Source organism: Paenibacillus sp. 4624 (assembly GCF_050435065.1).
GTDB lineage: Bacteria > Bacillota > Bacilli > Paenibacillales > Paenibacillaceae > Paenibacillus > Paenibacillus amylolyticus_D.
In genome coordinates, this window is record NZ_JBNDJR010000008.1 from 289,231 (window position 1) to 306,360 (window position 17,130).

Here is a 17,130-nt window from a genome sequence, read left to right on the forward strand (position 1 = left end):
TTCACGGGCGGGGACGATATGTGATGCGATCTCAACTAAAATGAATGAAATACGCTGCACTTGGCTTAGGAGAGGCCGAAGCAGGGTACATGTTTGGATTTTACAAAAATCATGAACATATGTGATATCTTTCCTTTACAATAGAAAAAAGGTCTGATTCTGAGCATCGAACCCTGATGCATGTAAAGGAAGGATTAAGTGTGGATAAACGTGCAGTAAAAGCCTGGATTATGTATGACTGGGCCAATTCAGCTTATGCAACAACCGTGCTTGCGGCGGTGCTTCCTGTATTCTATGCTTCTGTTGCTGCGTCAACACTGGATAAGGATACGGCAGCTTCTTACCTTGCGTATACACACTCTATTGGAATGTTGTGTGTGGCGCTGTTAACCCCGTTGCTAGGAACACTGGCTGATCTATCGGGACGAAAAGGGGAATTCCTGCGAGTATTTGCAATCACAGGGATTGTGGCAACGCTCGGATTCAGCGTGATCGGAGAAGGAGACTGGTTGCTTGCGTCTACCCTGCTGGTGTTAACCACGATTGGCTTTGCCGGCGGAAATACGTTCTATGATGCAATGTTACCCGATTTAGTTCCTGCAGAACGAAGAGATACGGTATCCTCCAAAGGTTATGCCTACGGATATATCGGAGGGGGGTTACTGCTTGCAGTCAATCTGTTAATGATTCAGCAACCGGGATGGTTCGGCATGCCGAGTACACTTGCAGGTACGCGACTAGCATTTATTTCGGTTTCGCTGTGGTGGTTGCTGTTCTCCCTTCCCATCTTCCGCTATGCACCTAGAAGGCCAGCCTCGCCGGAGTTGCCTTCATCCGTGACAGGTTATGCAAAGGTTGGCGTACGCAGATTACGGCAAACCTTCGGGCAGATCCGGCGTTTTCCACAGTTGCTTCGGATGTTGGTGGCATTCTGGTTTTTCAATGACGGCATTAATACTATTATTCTGATGGCCACAATCTACGGGACAAGCATTGGCATTGGCACATCGGATTTGATGTTGGCGCTGCTAATTACGCAATTCATCGGTTTTCCATGTACACTGCTTCTGGGTGCGTGGGCGCAGCGATGGGGGGCAAAGCAGGTGTTACTGGTAAGTTTAAGTGTCTATATTTGTATCGTTATACTTGGTTACTTTATGACCCAAGCTCTTCACTTTTATCTGCTCGCAGGATTGGTTGGCGTTGTGCAGGGGATTAGCCAATCGACGGCGCGTTCCCTGTTTAGCAATCTGATGCCGGCTGCACGAACCGGTGAGTATTTTGGATTTGTAAACATTACAGGGAAATTCGCTTCGATCTTTGGGCCATTTGTATTTGGTTACGTGGGCCAGATTACAGGTTCGACCCGCTGGGGTATTCTGTCGCTGATTTTCTTTTTTGTAGCAGGCATTGCGGTATTATTAACCGTGAAGGTACAGAAAGGAATGCAAGATGCTCAGTCAGCCGACCAAGAAGAGTTGGAACGGTTGCAAGGCATTGGGGCGGCTGGAAATGGAAAGGATGTTACCTTTACCGGATGAGTTTAGTTAGATTTGTTTAGGTTAGAGTTGCTTAGGTTAGTTAGGTAAGATTTAGATTGGTATGGTATGTGTGTCGTATCTGTTATTGTTTTATCTCGGTCTCTGGATTCTGTTCATCTCATAACAGGATCTGGAGGCCTTTTTGCATGGTTACGTACTTAGATCATGGGCAAGCGAATAAAGTATGAAAAGGTGAAAATAAAAGATTGACATGATACATTTTGTATCATAGAGTAAAGGTATAAATACATATTGTATCTCAGAGTGTCGAAATCCCCTGTCATTTCCAAGGTAAATGATCATCCGGTCGATCCGATCCCACGGCATATTTTATAAATTTACAGAGGAGAGGCTGCCATTGATAGATACGCAAGGAAACGGACTTGTCTTTTTATTATGCATTCCCCGTAGTGGCAGTTCGTTATCTACTGTTATGCTACAAAATCATAGTCGTATATTTGCCACACAGGAGATGTGGTTTCTGATGAATCTCGTCGATTTGTCCAAAGCCGACTCTCGCGCTTACGGTGGCAGTTCCATCATCCGTCAATTTTATCAAGCGATGGTGTCCGAAGATGTTTTCGAAAAGGCGTGCAGAAGCTTTGCTCTTGAAATATATAATGGATTTCTGGAAGGGAGCGGAGCAGACTTCATCGTTGATAAATCTCCGCGTTATTATTATATGCTTGAATGGCTGGATCGGTTGTTTCCGCAGTCCAGACGCATTCATCTTCAGCGTAACCCCCTTTCTGTAGCGGCATCCTTTAAAAAAGTAAATCGCCATACCGGCGAAGGTTTTGATCTGATCCAGAGTCTGAATCATTCAAAACTCAATATGAAAGCCGTAGACCTGACACTTGGGCTAACGCGATTAAATGATTATTTTGCAGAGGCTCATCCTTTGGCCTACGAATTGAAGTATGAGCAACTTGTCATGAAACCACAGGAAGAACTGGAGAAGTTATGTGCTTTTCTAGGCATTACTTATGAACGAGGCATGGAGCGGTATGGTCAGTTTGTTGATAGTACGAAAGCTGACATGTTCTATAGTATGGGCGTCGGGGACCCCTTCCTTTCATCACATCAGGAGGCACATCAGGATTCTGTTAACAACTGGAAAAATATACTCGAACGGCGAGAAGTTGAACTGTATTGCCGTGTACTTGGTGCGAACCTGTTCCACCGGATGGGGTACAGCGAACAGCTGCAGGAAGCTGAAGATTGGACGGGAGTCCAGTTTCAGGCAGAGCCGGATGCGGAGATATTGGAGCGGCTCAAGCAACAGTTAGTACTGGCAACGGAGTGTCGTTGGCAACCGAATTACCGCATGGAAGCGCCGATGAATGGCGACAAAGATTGGTCTCCTGCGAGTAGCGGTAGTGAGGGACACGAAACCGCAAAGATGGACCCTGCACTAGCCGCTATGGCCACGATCAGACAGTTACAGGCAGCTCTTCGCGCAGCGGATCAGCGGCTGGAACGTGGGTATACGGAGCGGGAACGATTGAAGAAACAGCTGCACGCTGCCCACAGCAAATTGCAGCGAATTAAATCATGGATACCATTTGGTCATCGAATTAGCGCCTGGGCATCCCAGCGCAAAATCGTTCGGGGAGGAAAGTCATGAGCGCTATAGCTGGAATCGTACATAAAGAAGGTCAGCAAGCGCTATGGGAGGACAGCTGGCGACTCTATGCAAGTCTTGGGCATATCCCGGCAGATACAACGGGGGTATGGAAAGGGGATGAGGCGTTCCTCAGTTGCCATGCTCAGTGGATTACGCTGGAGTCCGTGAACGAGAAATTGCCTCTGTATGATGAAGAAAGTCAATTGACCATCACTTCAGATGCCATTTTGGATAACCGTGAGCAATTGGCCGATCAGTTGCAGATTTCACGAGCAGAGCTGGCTGGACTGGCGGACAGCGAACTGATTCTGCGCGCGTATCGGCGCTGGGGGGAAGATGTAGCCAGTTATCTACTAGGGGACTTTGTATTTGCGATCTGGGATGAACGCCGCCGCATGTTGTTTGCTGCCAGGGATATCACGGGCATGCGGGCATTTTATTACCGACATGACGGTTCACGATTTGCTTTCTGTACGTTGATGAAGCCATTGCTTGAACTGGGAGGGGTACAGAAGGCACTCGACGAAAACTGGTTATCCGAATTTTTGGCCATTCCTGACATGCATGATTCGGCTGATATTCATTCCACAGTGTATCGCGGAGTGAATCAGTTGCCCTCTGCGCATACGCTGACGTTTCGAAACGGGAAGATTGAACTCAGGCAATATCATCGCTGGGATGATGTAGAACCGCTTCGACTCAAATCGGATGATGAATATGTAGAAGCTTTTCGTGAGGTGTTTAGCCAAGCCGTAGGTTCGCGCTTACGGACGCATAGACAGGTTGCAGCGGCATTAAGTGGTGGACTGGATTCAGGGGCTGTTGCCGGTTTTGCTTCCGGAACGCTCCGGAGTCAGGGGAAGCAGCTTCAAGCTTACAGCTACGTGCCTGTTCCGGATTTTACGGACTACACGTCAAAAACGTTACTAGCAGACGAGCGACCATTTATTCGTTCCACCATTAATCACGTAGGCAATATCTCGGAAAACTATCTCGATTTTGAAGGACGCAGTCCTCTCAGTGAAGTGGATACGTGGCTGAACATGATGGAGATGCCTTATAAATACTTTGAAAATTCATTCTGGATCCGTGGATTTTATGAAAAAGCGAGTGAGCAGGATGCCGGCATTTTGCTGACAGGCGCACGTGGCAATTTTACGATCTCATGGGGACCTGCACTTGATTATTACGCTAGTCTACTGAAAAGTGGCCGATATTTCCGCTGGCTCCGTGAGATGCAACAGTACAGCGAACGAACAGGGATGGCATTCTCACGCATCGCCCGGATCACAGGCCGTAAAGCGTTCCCAGACTGGTTCAAAGGAAATAACAAGGGGACAGCTCAGCCTGCAGGAGCACAACTGATTCATCCAGATCTGGCCCGGAGAACAGGCGTGCTGGAGCGACTTAAATCCATCCTTGTACTCCAGGGCGGTGCCCGAGCCGATGCACTACAGGTGCGAGCCGACAAGTTCAACAATCTAGCGATCGCGAATAAAAATGGGGCCGTCGCCACCAAATGTTCCCTTCGTTACCGGGCATGGGAACGCGATCCCACAAGTGATCCAAGAGTGATCCGATTTTGTCTCTCCGTACCGATTGAGCAGTATGTAAGACAGGGAACGGATCGTTCACTCATTCGCCGAGCTACATCACCGGAATTGCCGGACAAAGTGAGGCTTAATCAGCGTGTACGGGGCGTACAGCCTGCGGACTGGCTACACCGTATTTTGCCTGACTGGCAGACGTTTACCTCGGAACTGCATACCTTGTGTTCTGACAGTCAGGTTGCCGGCATATTAAACACGGATCGGATTAAATCAGCTCTGGCTAATTTTCCAAGTCCCAGGCCCGAACTGGCATCCCATCCAGATTTGCGTTTGATGATGCACAGTTTAATTGTGTACCGCTTTATTCAGAAGTTTTGATCCAAGGCAAAGGTATATGCTCTTGAAAGGAGGTGAAAACGATGCAAAACGAAAAAAAGGAATGGCAAGCACCCGTTCTTGAAGTGTTGGACGTGAATGAAACGATGGCAGGGGTAGGATACAGACAAATCGACTGGATCACTGTCCACGATGCCGACATGTACGATCCAACGTCCTAATTTTGTAGTTTCCCCAGCTAGTTCATACTTAAAGGGCGGAAATGCAACCGATCAGCCTTTTCGCCTCCGCCCTAATATTGAGCTTATGAATATCAGGGCTTTTTTTCATATCTATAAAATGAATGAAGGAGGTACGCTTTCGTGTTGCCTGTGCACTATGAAGCTTATGGTTTACGCTGGTTGAGTCACATTCTGATGCCTGAGTTGCAACGTGCACCTATGGATGTCGAAACGAAGCAGGTTGTAGCTGATGTGCAGATCGAGTCTTTCGATCTGACAGCGTTGTGGGAGAGTTGGGAGGTTGGCAGCGACAATTTTGTAGCGCGGGACGGTTGTCTTTTTTTCAGAATCGAAGATACGGGTCTGTTTTTAATGGAGCATGGCAAGAGAATCGTTGTCTCCACAGTGTCTGGGGCCGATCCGAAAAAAGTCAGGCTGTTTATCCTCGGGACATGCATGTCCGTGATTATGATGCAGCGTGGTATTCTTCCTCTGCACGGAAGCGCAGTTGTTATTGATGGTTGGGCTTACGCGTTCGTTGGGCATTCTGGCGCAGGAAAGTCTACGTTGTCAGCAGCACTGGCCTCACGTGGGTATCCTCTCCTCACCGATGATGTGGTAGCCTTGACCTGGGACGCTGGAGGAAGAGCCATCGTATCGCCCGGGTATCCGCAGCAGAAGTTATGGCAGCCCAGTCTGGAGGGATTCGGCATGAAGCAGCAGGATTATGCAACGGTGCATGCTGAAATTACGAAATACGCCATACCGGTTCAGCACTACTTCCACGAGAGGGCTGTTCCACTTGGAGGAATCTACGAACTTGTACCTGAGCCGGACCAGGAATCTGGTTCTGTGCATTTGCAGGAGGTAAGTGGTCTGGAACGTCTGCACTTGCTCTGCTCTCATACCTTTCGAGGTGGACTGGTGAATCGCCAAGGACTCGCCCAATGGTTGTTTGAAACAGCATCAAGACTTTCAGCCAGTGTGGAGATTAACAGGATTAGCAGAACGGGGCACCATTTTACAGCATTTGAAATGGTGGATCGGATCATTAATCATATACGCAAAGGAGTGCATATAGAATATGACAGCAATTACACCTATCGATGCGAATGACGTCGTAACCCGGAAGGATGGCAACTTAGTCAGTGATATGGGTGGCGAAAAGGTGATGATGAGCATCAGTTCCGGGAAATATTACAATCTGGGAAGTACAGGCGGACGAATCTGGGAACTGATTGCAGAAGAGAGAACGCTGAATGACTTGATCGAGACGCTTGCTTCAGAATATGACATTCAGGCGGAACAATGCCGTGAACAGGTTGTGGCTTTTTTGGAGCATCTCTCACGTGAAGGTTTAATCCATATTTCCCGCGGAGTGTAAGAACATGTTTCGTAAAGTGAAGTCGTATTTCTCGCTTCCAGGTACGATAAGGCGTTTGGTATGGGAAGCTTATATCCTGCTGGCATGGGCGAGAATGCAAAAGGCAAGGCCGTTTGCTAAAATTGCTCCGGGGCTGGGTACACCTATGGTCGAAACACCTGTAACTGGATTGAATCGCACCCAAGTGACTGAAATAAGGAACATATCAAAAGCTATTTTGCTTGCCAGTAAGTATACGTTATGGGAAAGCCAATGTCTTGTCATGGCCATAGCTGCAATGAAAATGCTGGAACGACGTAATATCGCAAGTACGTTATATATGGGCACTGCACGGAATAAGCAAGGACAACTGATGGCACACGCCTGGCTGCGAAGTGGGAAGCTGATCGTGACTGGAGCAGATACGATGGATCAATATACGGTCGTCGGCGTGTTTGGCAAACGATGTCCTGAGAAGGGATCTGGGGAGATTGTCTATGACACATGAAACTGAACTGTATTCCACAGGGTTTCCGAAGGAGCTCAAGCTAATCTTGAGCCTGCTTAGAGATGATCTGGCAGATCTAACTTCCGAGGAGATCAGGGGCCGGCTGCACGAGATAGATTGGCCACTTTTTTTACAGCTTGTGGTCCATCATCGTCTGTATTCTGTCATTTATGTGAAATTAAAAATGCTGGATCTGCCGTCAATTCCCGAAGCGGTTGTAGAGAGCCTAAAACAGCAGTACACGATCAATACCTTCCGTATGTTACATTTAACAGCCGAGATGGAGCAAGTGTGCGGAGCATTTCGGGAGCGTGGAATTCGCACGATTACACTGAAAGGGCCTGCTCTGGCTCATGATTTGTACGGCGATGTGTCCATGCGGACTTCGAAAGACCTGGATATTTTGATTCCGGTTCAGAATGTGGAGGAAGCTGGGCGTATTCTTGTCGACCTTGGTTACCAGTGCAAAGAAGGGGAAAGGGCGCTTACCGTTCGTAGCTGGAAGTGGCGGGAGCACCATATCTGTTATGTTCATCCCGTCAAGCGCACTCAAGTGGAGATCCATTGGAGGCTTAATCCTGATTCTGGCCGGGAAACGGAGTTTGAACTGTTGTGGAAACGAAGCCGATTCAGTTCGTATACCCAGACACCTGTACGTATGCTGGAAAGAGAGGATTTATGGGTTTATTTAGTGACGCATGGTGCAAGACATGGCTGGTTCAGACTGCGGTGGTTACTGGATATCGATCAGATGATTCGTACGATGCCGCTCGATATGAAAAAGGTAGAACGTCGTTTGAAAGCAGAGGGGCGTTTATCCATCGGTTCCCAGACACTACATCTCGTTTCGGATCTGCTAAATACCCCACTGGGCGATCCGTATTTATCGATTATGGCTACGCGTGAGCGCACGGGAAAGCGACTGGCGAGAGAAGGCGCGATGTTTATGAACGAAATGTTAGGTAGTCCAGAAGAGCTGCACAACTATCCATCTTATTTATTCTCTCTTCGTAGTACGAGGCAAAAATGGTTTTTCTTTATTGAGCGGTTATATCCAAGTACTTGGGACGTGCATCAATTCCCGCTACCACGTTCTCTGTTTTTTCTGTATTTTCCGTTACGTCCATTTCTCTGGTTCTGGCGGCGCTTCAAAAAAAGCACGATGGCAGAGAGGGGAAAGGTATGATCTCCGAGTTAAACTATTTCATGCGAAAACTGCATCATATTTCTGGGCCTGTTTTATATTGGAATCTGCTAGCTATGATCTTGATTGGTTTAATGGAAGGAATCGGCATCTACATGCTTGTTCCTATGCTAAGTTTAATTGGTGTTTTTGAGATGGGCTCTTCTGGTATACATATCCCCTGGTTAACGGAGCTACTCCACCGATTCTCGGAAAATGGTCAATTGCTACTTGTTCTACTGGCTTTTGTATTTATCCTCTCGGGACAGGCATGGATGCAGCGTCTTCAGACGATTCGCAATACCCGTATTCAGCAGCAATTCATACGAACGCTGCGCCTGGAAACCTACAGTGCACTACTTCGGGCACGGTGGTCTTTTTTTCTCCAAAAACGAAAATCCGATTTCAACCATATATTAACCACAGAACTTGCCAGGGTAAGTCAGGGAACAAGTCTAGTCTTGCAGATGGCAGCCTCGCTGATTTTTACAGCGATTCAGATCGGGCTGGCTTTCTGGTTATCCGCAAAGCTCACATCGCTTGTACTTGTCAGTGGTTTGTTGTTATTTGTACTACTAAGAAAGTTTGTTAGGCGTGCCAAACAGATTGGAGATCAGACTTCCGAATTCTCCCAAAGCTATTATTATGGCATCACGGAGCATTTTAACGGGATCAAGGATATTAAAAGCAATATGCTGGAGAGCTCCCATATCCATTGGTTTGAACGCATATGCAGGCAGATTGAGCGTAATGTGGTGCAGTTTAGTCAGCTAAATACAGGTACACAGCTCATTCACCGGGTATCAGCGGCGATGATCATTGCTTCGTTTATTTACCTTTCTTTACAGGTGATGTCGGTGCCTCCAGCCAACCTGTTATTGATTATTTTGATTTTCTCACGATTATGGCCAAGGTTTACTGCGATTCAGTCTAATCTGGAGTACATCGGCTCGATGCTGCCCGCATTTCGGATGGTGAGAGAGTTGCAGGATCAGACGGAGAAAAACTGCGAGATCCGTGAACAAATCTCTTTGGTGCAAGAGACAAGTACATCTACTTCCCAGCCTATTGCTCCAATCGATTTGGTGGACGGCATCATGTGTGAGGGTGTGAATTATCGTTATGAGGGAAGTGACACGTATGCATTAAAGAACGTGCAAGCGTTTATTCCGGCTCAAGGTATGACTGCTATTGTTGGGAAATCGGGGGCGGGGAAAAGCACATTGATTGATCTGATCATGGGTCTGGTGAAGTCTGAGAGTGGTCGTATTCTGATAGACGGAATACCTTTGACTGAGGAACAGTTACTGAACTGGAGAAGTTCGATCGGGTATGTCTCACAAGATCCTTTTTTGTTCCATACCAGCATTCGTGAAAACTTACGTCTGGTTGATCCGGATGCAAGTGAAGAACAGATGTGGCGGGCACTTCAATTTTCTTCCTCCGCTTCATTCGTTCGCAAGCTTCCCCAAGGCCTGGACACCATTATAGGTGATCGCGGTATACGCCTGTCGGGTGGAGAGCGTCAGCGTCTTGTGCTGGCACGGACCATGCTTCGCAATCCCTCGGTACTGGTATTGGATGAAGCAACGAGTGCACTCGACAGTGAAAATGAACAGCAGATTCATGAAGCGCTCGAACGATTAAAAGGACATGTCACAATTATTGTCATTGCACATCGACTCTCTACGATCCGAACCGCAGACCGTGTCATTGTTTTGGAAGAAGGACGGGTCATCCAGGAAGGCGGCTATCAGCAATTATCTATGGATTCGTCAGGCACTTTCAGCAAACTGCTTCATATGCAAGCTGGCGCTGCCGGACAGTAAACGATAAGTTGTGTCCCTATAACGGATTATAGTGAAGCAAGCGCTACTAGAAAGGAATAGAATGCAAAAAAGGCGTGCCGCAAAGGGACGCCTTTCATCTTTATTATTTAATTAATAAGTCAGGGATGAGTTGGTCTGTACAGGAAGATGTAGGGCACCGATTCGCTGCAGATGCTGCACAATCTCTTGAACAGCTTCCTCAATGCTGCATTGTTCGGTATCAATGACGAATGAAGGAGAAGTTGGGATATCATAGGGAGCAGAGATGCCAGTAAAATGAGGGATTTCACCTTTGCGAGCTTTTTTGTAAAGTCCCTTTGGATCACGCCGCTCACATTCTTCAATAGAACAACGAACATAGACCTCAATGAAATCTTCCGGTTCAAACAGCTGCCTGACCATCTCCCGATCCTGTGCGTAGGGAGAAATAAATGCCGAAAGCACAAGCAGTCCCGCATCTACCATTAACTTGCTTACTTCCCCGATGCGACGCAGGTTTTCCTGCCGATCTGCTGCGGTGAAACCGAGATCCCGATTTAATCCATGCCTTACATTATCACCATCAAGCACATAACAGCGAACACCTTGTTCATGGAGGGTTCTCTCTAGTGCAAAGGCTATGGAGGACTTACCTGCCCCGGATAAACCTGTAAACCATATCGTGCGACTACGATGTCCGTTGTTATTCTCCCGATCCTGCCGATTTAAACTCGATGCTTGCCAAGTAATATGACGATCTTCCTTCGACATGTTATCCCACCTCATTTCAACTGATCCTATGCATAATATTTTAACATATTTGCTAGATTATAGACCATGAAAATTATCTATCACAGAAGCGTGAACCGTCTGTATATCGGGTATAGATGTTATACACAGAGAGCAGGAGGACAAGATCATGAGTGACAACATTCAAAATATTCAGGTAGGGTTCGTATGCCCTGATTGCGGGCAGGAAGTGAACACCTATTTTATGCAACAACAAGTGAACACGGTTCGCTGCGAAGGTTGCAATCGGGCTTATACACTCATGAAACCGACGATCGGAGATGAAATTTTGCTGGATTGGGAGCAGGAGGCTCTATATCATAAATTGCGTGCAGAGCGCTCTGAAAAGGACAATCATAACATGTCCGCACTCATCATCAAAGTGATAGAACTTCTAACCTGGCGCGATCAGGGGGACGGTCAGACTCGTGCGATCCAGACAGTAAAGGAATGGCTGGCTACCAGCGGCAAACCTCAGACTTTGCTTGAGCTTTTCCATCAACCAACGCCGTCCTCACGCGAAAATAAACGGATATAGCGCTAATGATTACATAATATAGACGCTCTTGCGGCATATTACCTGAAGGTGTTTGTGGACCATTAAACAAACTGAAATTTCAGGGACAGGAGCGGATAACATGAAGCGAACGGTGCTATATCTGCTGCTCGGCTTGTTCACCATTAACATGCTGGCATCACAGGCAGAAGCATCTCCCATTAACGGAGCATACCACTTTGGCTTTAAGAAAAGTCAGAATGGCGAACTGCCTTCCATTGATCAGGAAGGGTTCAAGTCTATTTTGGAGCATAATCATGCCATTTTCTTGGGGGATACCAAACAAAAGGAACTGTATCTGACTTTTGATAATGGATATGAGAATGGGTTCACACCTGCAATACTGGATGTATTGCGAGCGAAGAAGGTTCCGGCAGCTTTCTTTGTTACTGGTCATTATTTGAAGGATCAGCCGGATCTTGTCAAACGTATGGCAGCCGAAGGGCACATTGTTGGGAACCATTCATGGAGCCATCCGGATATGACTCGAATTTCCAACACACAAATTAAAGAGGAACTGGAAAAAGTGAAATCTGAAGTGCACCGTCTCACGGGGCAACAGGCTACATTTTTGCGTCCACCTCGCGGTATTTTCAACAATCGTACACTTGCTGAGAGTTATGCTCAGGGATATGTCAATGTGTTTTGGTCTATAGCTTATAAGGATTGGGATACGAATGTACAGCGTGGCGCACAATATGCTCAACAACAAGTGCTGAAACAGCTTCATCCAGGGGCTGTCATCTTGCTGCATTCCGTGTCGAAAGACAATACGGAGGCGCTTGGAGCAATCATTGATGAGGCACGCAAGCAAGGTTACGCATTCAAAAGTCTGGATGATCTAAAAACCAGAACCTATTAATGAAGGAGTTGGGCAAGACGAGCATGGATTACGTTAGTTGAGTATCAAAGTAATAAAACTTGCTTAGTTGTCATCCGAAACAAATAAAGGGCATGCCTAGCGATCTGCTGAGCATGCCCTTAAATTATTGTTTCCATTCGTGCTAATGAATTGTGTTATAGATTATTCCGGTCGTTTTGGGCCCGCAATGACTGCAAATGACACAACCCGCCGTAGTTAATTCTACGCGCGCTCCGGTTTGCTCCTGCAGCGTCTTTTTCAGGTTTATCGCATCTTCCTCAGCCATGGTATGAACGACAATCATTAAATCCCGATCAATCTGATCTTTATTACTGAGCGTATTTTGCAACATTTGATCCAGCGCTTTTTCTCGTTTACCGCGTACTTTGTAGGCGGGTGACATTTTACCATCGGTTACCCGAATAACGGGACGGATTTTAAGTAAGCTGCCAATCAGATTTTGCATACCGGAGCAGCGTCCGCCTTTATACAAGTATTCGAGTGTATCAATAACAAACTCTGTACGCACCGTTGATTTCATGGCTTCAATCTGTTGAGTAATCTGGGCCAAAGTTTGTCCTTGTTCTGCTGCATGCACAGCTTTCATCACCATCAAGCCAATGCCTGAGGAGAGATTTTTGGAATCCACTACGGAGATGCGTCCCTCTGGAAATTCAGAACTGGCGAGCAGAGCGTTCTGATAGGTTGAAGAAAGCTCAGAAGATAAGGAGATGTAAAAAATATCGTCGCCTTCTTCTATGTAAGGTTGAAATGCGGTCATGAAATCAGCGGGTGAAGGTGCTGCAGTTTTGGGCAGAGAACCATGGCGACGTACACGTTCGTACAATTGCTCTGGTTTGATCTCTTCTCCGTCCTTCAGGGATTCTTCACCAAACACCACATACAAAGGAATGATGCCGATTTCGTACTGCTGGATCCACTCAGGAGCCAGATCGCTGGTGCTGTCCGCAAAAATTTTAATTCGTGGCATGTCAATCTCCTTTAGAATTCAAATATTTGGTCTTTCATATGTTGAGTATAACGGGGCAAAGGTTAAGCGGCTTAGCTTAATTATAAAGAACCGGGACACTCAAGGAAAGCATTACGTCAAGTATATACCGCCAAGTACAAGCACTGTGAAAAACAAAATAAGTAGACCACTCAAAATCGTGCCAATGATGGCAAAGACTTTCCTACGATTTTTGAGCGCTAATCCAATAATTCCAAGAATAAGACCGATGAAATTAAGAATCAGGCAGACAAGGAAAGCGAAAGAACCTAGAACGAATGCCGGATGAATAGCGAGTTCTTCCCGGCTGATTGACGATCCCAGCAGTTCAATGGTGTTATTCAGTACAAGAGACATCAGCGCAAATGTCACGAGATGCCCTAGAAAACCAACCAATCCAACAACAAAACTCGCGATCCCCGGCCCTGAATGTTTAAGATGTGTTTCATTGATTTCTGCTGATTTTGGCGGGAGTGTATAGCCATCGGCACTTGTATTATAGGGATTCGAGTCGTTAGGATACGATGAGGTGTTATGGTTATCTGAGTTTGGTGAATTGTAATTATTCATTAGAACACGCTGCCCCCTTAAAAGATATCATAATTTATATAGAATACTGAATGTTTATTACCCTGTATAGTGTCAGCGATTCCGGATTCGATATTCATAAGGCATTTCTTTTACTTTAGAGCTTGAATTCGCTACAATATATGGAGTCAAAGCGTTTGAAACGAATCAAGGGAGAGAGTGGATATGCAACGGAGATGGATGATGCTTGGAGCCATATTAACGATGCTGTCGGTGGCTATTGGTGCATTCGGTGCACATATGCTTAAGGACAAAATTGGTGCAAGTGCAATTGCTACATACGAAACAGGGGTACAATACCACATGATTCATGCGCTTGCTTTACTAATTGTCGGATTAACGGCTGGGCAGCTCGGAGCATCAACGAAGCTGAAATGGGCAGCGCGTTTGCTGTTCGCGGGTATCATCATTTTTTCAGGAAGCCTGTACGTACTTAGCATATCGGGTATCAAAATTTTAGGAGCGATCACACCGATCGGTGGCGTAGCTTTTATTGCTGGCTGGTTACTGTTTGCAATGGATGTCTGGCAACGGGGCAAGACCAGTTTGTAACAGTCCTTGTTACAAGAATGATCGTATAATAAAAGCAACCTGTGCCTGAATGTTTATCTCATTCCAGATCAGGTTGCTTTTTGGTTTGGACGTTGTGGGTGAAAATCTACTTTGAATTAAGTTTGTGCTAAGTATTTGCTTAAATCTTCAAGGTTATAACAAGAATTCATCAATTTCGTTTGTTCTAAATGTGTAGACTTGTTTTTCATCCACATGGTAAATGCTAACGACATTGTTATCCCGGTCAAAATTAAGTATTCGACAAGGAATGCTTTGATGTTTGCCATGTTTGTTGTTTACGACAATCCGGGTGAGGCGATTTTCTTTAATTAAGGATTCAATCCAGGCATCAAACGAATTCGAATCAGCGACATGGGAAGTGTCTGCAGTAGATTTTTTCTTGTCAGCTTTTGAATTTGATTCCTTGGCAACTGATTCTTGTGGTTGTGATTTGGACGAAACCGAATTAACGATCTGGTCTGACTTGATGGAGGTTAACTGTTCATTAGATGATATTGGTGACTCCAGGAAATTTTGATTAGAGTCAGTAGAATTTGTTCTATCCTGAGTCATAGCTTCAATGATTTGACCAAGCTCAATTCCGGAGTGAATCCGATAGTCCGCAATTTGTTCTTCTTTGTTTATGAACTCGATCAGGGACTGCAGTGCCAATGCATTTGAACGGCTCTTAATAAGTATATCGACATTAAATAGATAGCCGACGTCATCTTGATTGGATAAGGTTTGTTTCATTCATCCCAGCCCCGTTAAATAATGTATAAGCACGTATGTACTCTAATATACTATAGCACTAATATGATGGAAATCATAGTACCAAAGGCTCAGAAATCGGTTAATTTTAAAACTTAGAATTATCCTTTGCTCGTTCCTTTCCTACGTTCTGACGGAGAGCGTTACCCACATCTTGATTACCCACTTTTTGTTCATCACGGCAGGTGTCCACACGGCGATTCACCAAGAGGCATACAATTATCGTGATCTGTTGAAGAGGAGGTGGATCGTGAAATTATGGTGACGATGGAGCCGATTGTGGTGGGAGAACACGTGCTCGTTGGGGTAGAAGTGAAACTTCCCAAAACGACACTGTTAACGATTAATACATCCAAAGGGTATATCATGTGCGGTGCTCTTGATGTGGGGTTATTGAATGAGAAGCTGGGCGATCGCAAGATTGTGGCCGCACGGGCTGTAGGCGTGCGAACACTGGAGCAGCTGCTTCATGCACCAATGGAATCGGTGACGACCGAGGCAGAGGCTTTGGGGATTACAGTAGGTATGACAGGTGTAGAAGCATTGTTAAAGATGATCTGAAGCACGTGTCGGTTTTCATTTTGCACCATAGAAATAGAACAGAAAAAGGGGACGAAGACGGATGTATTCGTCTTGTCCCTTCTCTTTACAGACCCATAGCAATGGTTGCTATATGGGTTGTCATATATATTTCCATTCTCAATTATTCCTCGAAGGTAGTTGATACAAAGACCTCAACAAAGTTCTGCATGTTCGAAATCTTCTCATGTTGCTACATGCTCACCATTTTTCATTCTGCAAATAAAGCCGCGAGGTTCTCCTGGAAAGGCGCACGAACAATACCTTTTTCCGTAATAATTGCGGTAACATATTCGTTCGGGGTTACGTCAAAGGCTGGATTAAACACCTTAACGCCCTGCGGTGCAGTACGCTTGCCAAATCCTTCGGTCACTTCCTCAGCAGCACGCTCTTCGATTGGAATCAGATCGCCGGACGTTGTGGACAAGTCAATGGTTGATAGTGGACTTGCTACATAAAAAGGAATATTATGCGCTTTGGCGAGCACTGCCAGGCTGTATGTACCAATTTTGTTGGCGACATCACCGTTTGCTGCGACCCGATCCGTACCCACAATGACAGCTTGTACCCACCCTTTGGACATGACCATACCCGCCATGTTGTCACAGAGTAACGTTACGTCAATTCCGGCCTGTTGTAGCTCAAATGCAGTTAAACGAGCGCCCTGCAGGACGGGACGTGTCTCGTCAGCAAATACTTTCAGATGAATGCCACGCTCTTGAGCTAGATACATCGGAGCGGTTGCTGTACCGTATTTCGCTGTCGCCAGACCTCCTGCGTTACAGTGTGTAAGTACACCCATTCCATCCTCAAATAAAGGCAGGGCATGTTCACCGATCATGCGGCACACTTCTTCGTCTTCCTTCTGAATCAACAATGCTTCTGCTTCAAGCGCATCTGTGCTTTCATCCAGACTTAGACCAGCTTCTACAACTTGGTTAGCCTTTTGCATCATGCGATCTAATGCCCAAAAAAGATTAACCGCTGTTGGACGTGATGTTGCCAAATGTGCACAGACGGATTTGACATGATCCAGCCAGCCTTGAATAGCGATGCCATCATAAGCTTTGGCTCCGAGCACTACGCCGAAGGCTGCTGCGATACCAATGGCAGGTGCACCGCGTACTTTCATGGAATGGATGGACTCCCATACTTCCTCGGGAGTGTACAGTTTCAGCATAAGAATCGTTTCGGGCAGCAGACGCTGATCGAGCATTTCAAGCTTGTCCTTTTTCCAGTTTAGCGAAGACAGAGGCTGATGTTCAGGGGTTGTCATGGATGTTCCTC

General features: G+C 46.2%; 18 protein-coding genes. 13 read left to right on the top strand and 5 right to left on the bottom strand.

What is annotated here, in order from left to right; translation table 11 throughout:
- Window positions 1-200 precede the first annotated feature (200 nt).
- The 9 genes from ABIE27_RS19670 (at window position 201) to ABIE27_RS19710 (ending at window position 10,158) form a co-directional block, all read left to right on the top strand.
- Window positions 201-1,541 carry an MFS transporter gene (locus ABIE27_RS19670; RefSeq protein ID WP_429351266.1) on the top strand — a complete coding sequence of 447 codons (1,341 nt, stop codon included), beginning with the start codon at window positions 201-203 and terminating at the stop codon, window positions 1,539-1,541.
- Between the two features lie 358 nt (window positions 1,542-1,899).
- Entirely contained in the window at window positions 1,900-3,168 is a 1,269-nt protein-coding gene (locus tag ABIE27_RS19675; RefSeq protein ID WP_429351267.1) for a sulfotransferase family protein, read from the top strand.
- The gene (locus tag ABIE27_RS19680) at window positions 3,165-5,096 is read left to right on the top strand and encodes an asparagine synthase-related protein (protein WP_123065009.1); all 1,932 of its coding nucleotides are present in this window, start codon (window positions 3,165-3,167) and stop codon (window positions 5,094-5,096) included. Before ABIE27_RS19675 ends, ABIE27_RS19680 begins: the two co-directional genes overlap by 4 nt.
- A gap of 41 nt (window positions 5,097-5,137) precedes the next feature.
- Window positions 5,138-5,275, top strand: coding sequence for a paeninodin family lasso peptide (locus tag ABIE27_RS19685; RefSeq protein WP_123065008.1), 138 nt, complete (start codon window positions 5,138-5,140; stop codon window positions 5,273-5,275).
- A 141-nt stretch (window positions 5,276-5,416) separates the two neighbouring features.
- Complete coding sequence (locus ABIE27_RS19690; protein ID WP_123065007.1) at window positions 5,417-6,391, top strand: aldolase; 975 nt, start codon at window positions 5,417-5,419, stop codon at window positions 6,389-6,391.
- Window positions 6,360-6,659: a lasso peptide biosynthesis PqqD family chaperone gene (locus tag ABIE27_RS19695; protein WP_123065006.1), complete on the top strand. Its 300-nt coding sequence runs from the start codon at window positions 6,360-6,362 to the stop codon at window positions 6,657-6,659. The genes ABIE27_RS19690 and ABIE27_RS19695 overlap by 32 nt, the downstream gene beginning before the upstream one ends.
- Before the next feature lie 4 nt (window positions 6,660-6,663).
- Window positions 6,664-7,146, top strand: coding sequence for a lasso peptide biosynthesis B2 protein (locus tag ABIE27_RS19700; protein WP_123065005.1), 483 nt, complete (start codon window positions 6,664-6,666; stop codon window positions 7,144-7,146).
- Window positions 7,136-8,332, top strand: a complete 1,197-nt coding sequence (locus ABIE27_RS19705; protein WP_429351268.1) for a nucleotidyltransferase domain-containing protein — start codon at window positions 7,136-7,138, stop codon at window positions 8,330-8,332. Before ABIE27_RS19700 ends, ABIE27_RS19705 begins: the two co-directional genes overlap by 11 nt.
- Window positions 8,333-8,352: 20 nt before the next feature.
- Window positions 8,353-10,158, top strand: a complete 1,806-nt coding sequence (locus ABIE27_RS19710) for an ABC transporter ATP-binding protein (protein ID WP_240036915.1) — start codon at window positions 8,353-8,355, stop codon at window positions 10,156-10,158.
- Between the two features lie 111 nt (window positions 10,159-10,269).
- On the opposite strand, the gene cysC is transcribed toward ABIE27_RS19710, so the two are convergent.
- Entirely contained in the window at window positions 10,270-10,908 is a 639-nt protein-coding gene (gene cysC / locus ABIE27_RS19715) for an adenylyl-sulfate kinase (RefSeq protein WP_123065002.1), read from the bottom strand.
- A gap of 148 nt (window positions 10,909-11,056) precedes the next feature.
- Between cysC and ABIE27_RS19720 the strand changes: the two genes are divergently transcribed.
- A complete protein-coding gene (locus ABIE27_RS19720) occupies window positions 11,057-11,464 on the top strand; it encodes a hypothetical protein (protein WP_123065001.1) in 408 nt (135 codons plus the stop codon).
- A gap of 100 nt (window positions 11,465-11,564) precedes the next feature.
- On the top strand, window positions 11,565-12,344 hold the full coding sequence (pdaA, locus tag ABIE27_RS19725; RefSeq protein WP_123065000.1) for a delta-lactam-biosynthetic de-N-acetylase: 780 nt from the start codon (window positions 11,565-11,567) through the stop codon (window positions 12,342-12,344).
- Between the two features lie 142 nt (window positions 12,345-12,486).
- On the opposite strand, the gene ABIE27_RS19730 is transcribed toward pdaA, so the two are convergent.
- Both ABIE27_RS19730 and ABIE27_RS19735 read right to left on the bottom strand, forming a co-directional pair.
- The gene (locus tag ABIE27_RS19730) at window positions 12,487-13,335 is read right to left on the bottom strand and encodes a DegV family protein (protein ID WP_429351269.1); all 849 of its coding nucleotides are present in this window, start codon (window positions 13,333-13,335) and stop codon (window positions 12,487-12,489) included.
- Between the two features lie 111 nt (window positions 13,336-13,446).
- The gene (locus ABIE27_RS19735) at window positions 13,447-13,923 is read right to left on the bottom strand and encodes a hypothetical protein (protein ID WP_123064998.1); all 477 of its coding nucleotides are present in this window, start codon (window positions 13,921-13,923) and stop codon (window positions 13,447-13,449) included.
- 183 nt (window positions 13,924-14,106) lie between these two features.
- On the opposite strand from ABIE27_RS19735, the gene ABIE27_RS19740 reads away from it, so the two are divergent.
- Window positions 14,107-14,493 (top strand): DUF423 domain-containing protein, encoded by a 387-nt coding sequence (locus ABIE27_RS19740; RefSeq protein WP_123064997.1) that lies wholly within the window; start codon window positions 14,107-14,109, stop codon window positions 14,491-14,493.
- A gap of 153 nt (window positions 14,494-14,646) precedes the next feature.
- Here the strand turns inward: ABIE27_RS19740 and ABIE27_RS19745 are convergent, their stop codons facing one another.
- Window positions 14,647-15,246 (bottom strand): hypothetical protein, encoded by a 600-nt coding sequence (locus tag ABIE27_RS19745; RefSeq protein ID WP_123064996.1) that lies wholly within the window; start codon window positions 15,244-15,246, stop codon window positions 14,647-14,649.
- 276 nt (window positions 15,247-15,522) lie between these two features.
- On the opposite strand from ABIE27_RS19745, the gene ABIE27_RS19750 reads away from it, so the two are divergent.
- Complete coding sequence (locus tag ABIE27_RS19750) at window positions 15,523-15,825, top strand: YunC family protein (RefSeq protein WP_123064995.1); 303 nt, start codon at window positions 15,523-15,525, stop codon at window positions 15,823-15,825.
- A gap of 229 nt (window positions 15,826-16,054) precedes the next feature.
- On the opposite strand, the gene mtnA is transcribed toward ABIE27_RS19750, so the two are convergent.
- A complete protein-coding gene (gene mtnA / locus ABIE27_RS19755) occupies window positions 16,055-17,119 on the bottom strand; it encodes an S-methyl-5-thioribose-1-phosphate isomerase (RefSeq protein WP_123064994.1) in 1,065 nt (354 codons plus the stop codon).
- Window positions 17,120-17,130: the final 11 nt, after the last annotated feature.

Coding starts and splice junctions, on each gene's coding strand:
- ABIE27_RS19685 (WP_123065008.1), top strand. CDS start 5,138: ATGCAAAACGAAAAAAAGGAATGGCAAGCACCCGTTCTTGAAGTGTTG.
- ABIE27_RS19745 (WP_123064996.1), bottom strand. CDS start 15,246: ATGAAACAAACCTTATCCAATCAAGATGACGTCGGCTATCTATTTAAT.
- ABIE27_RS19750 (WP_123064995.1), top strand. CDS start 15,523: ATGGTGACGATGGAGCCGATTGTGGTGGGAGAACACGTGCTCGTTGGG.
- ABIE27_RS19680 (WP_123065009.1), top strand. CDS start 3,165: ATGAGCGCTATAGCTGGAATCGTACATAAAGAAGGTCAGCAAGCGCTA.
- ABIE27_RS19695 (WP_123065006.1), top strand. CDS start 6,360: ATGACAGCAATTACACCTATCGATGCGAATGACGTCGTAACCCGGAAG.
- ABIE27_RS19710 (WP_240036915.1), top strand. CDS start 8,353: ATGCGAAAACTGCATCATATTTCTGGGCCTGTTTTATATTGGAATCTG.
- ABIE27_RS19700 (WP_123065005.1), top strand. CDS start 6,664: ATGTTTCGTAAAGTGAAGTCGTATTTCTCGCTTCCAGGTACGATAAGG.
- pdaA (WP_123065000.1), top strand. CDS start 11,565: ATGAAGCGAACGGTGCTATATCTGCTGCTCGGCTTGTTCACCATTAAC.
- ABIE27_RS19730 (WP_429351269.1), bottom strand. CDS start 13,335: ATGCCACGAATTAAAATTTTTGCGGACAGCACCAGCGATCTGGCTCCT.
- ABIE27_RS19735 (WP_123064998.1), bottom strand. CDS start 13,923: ATGAATAATTACAATTCACCAAACTCAGATAACCATAACACCTCATCG.
- ABIE27_RS19705 (WP_429351268.1), top strand. CDS start 7,136: ATGACACATGAAACTGAACTGTATTCCACAGGGTTTCCGAAGGAGCTC.
- mtnA (WP_123064994.1), bottom strand. CDS start 17,119: ATGACAACCCCTGAACATCAGCCTCTGTCTTCGCTAAACTGGAAAAAG.
- ABIE27_RS19720 (WP_123065001.1), top strand. CDS start 11,057: ATGAGTGACAACATTCAAAATATTCAGGTAGGGTTCGTATGCCCTGAT.
- ABIE27_RS19740 (WP_123064997.1), top strand. CDS start 14,107: ATGCAACGGAGATGGATGATGCTTGGAGCCATATTAACGATGCTGTCG.
- cysC (WP_123065002.1), bottom strand. CDS start 10,908: ATGTCGAAGGAAGATCGTCATATTACTTGGCAAGCATCGAGTTTAAAT.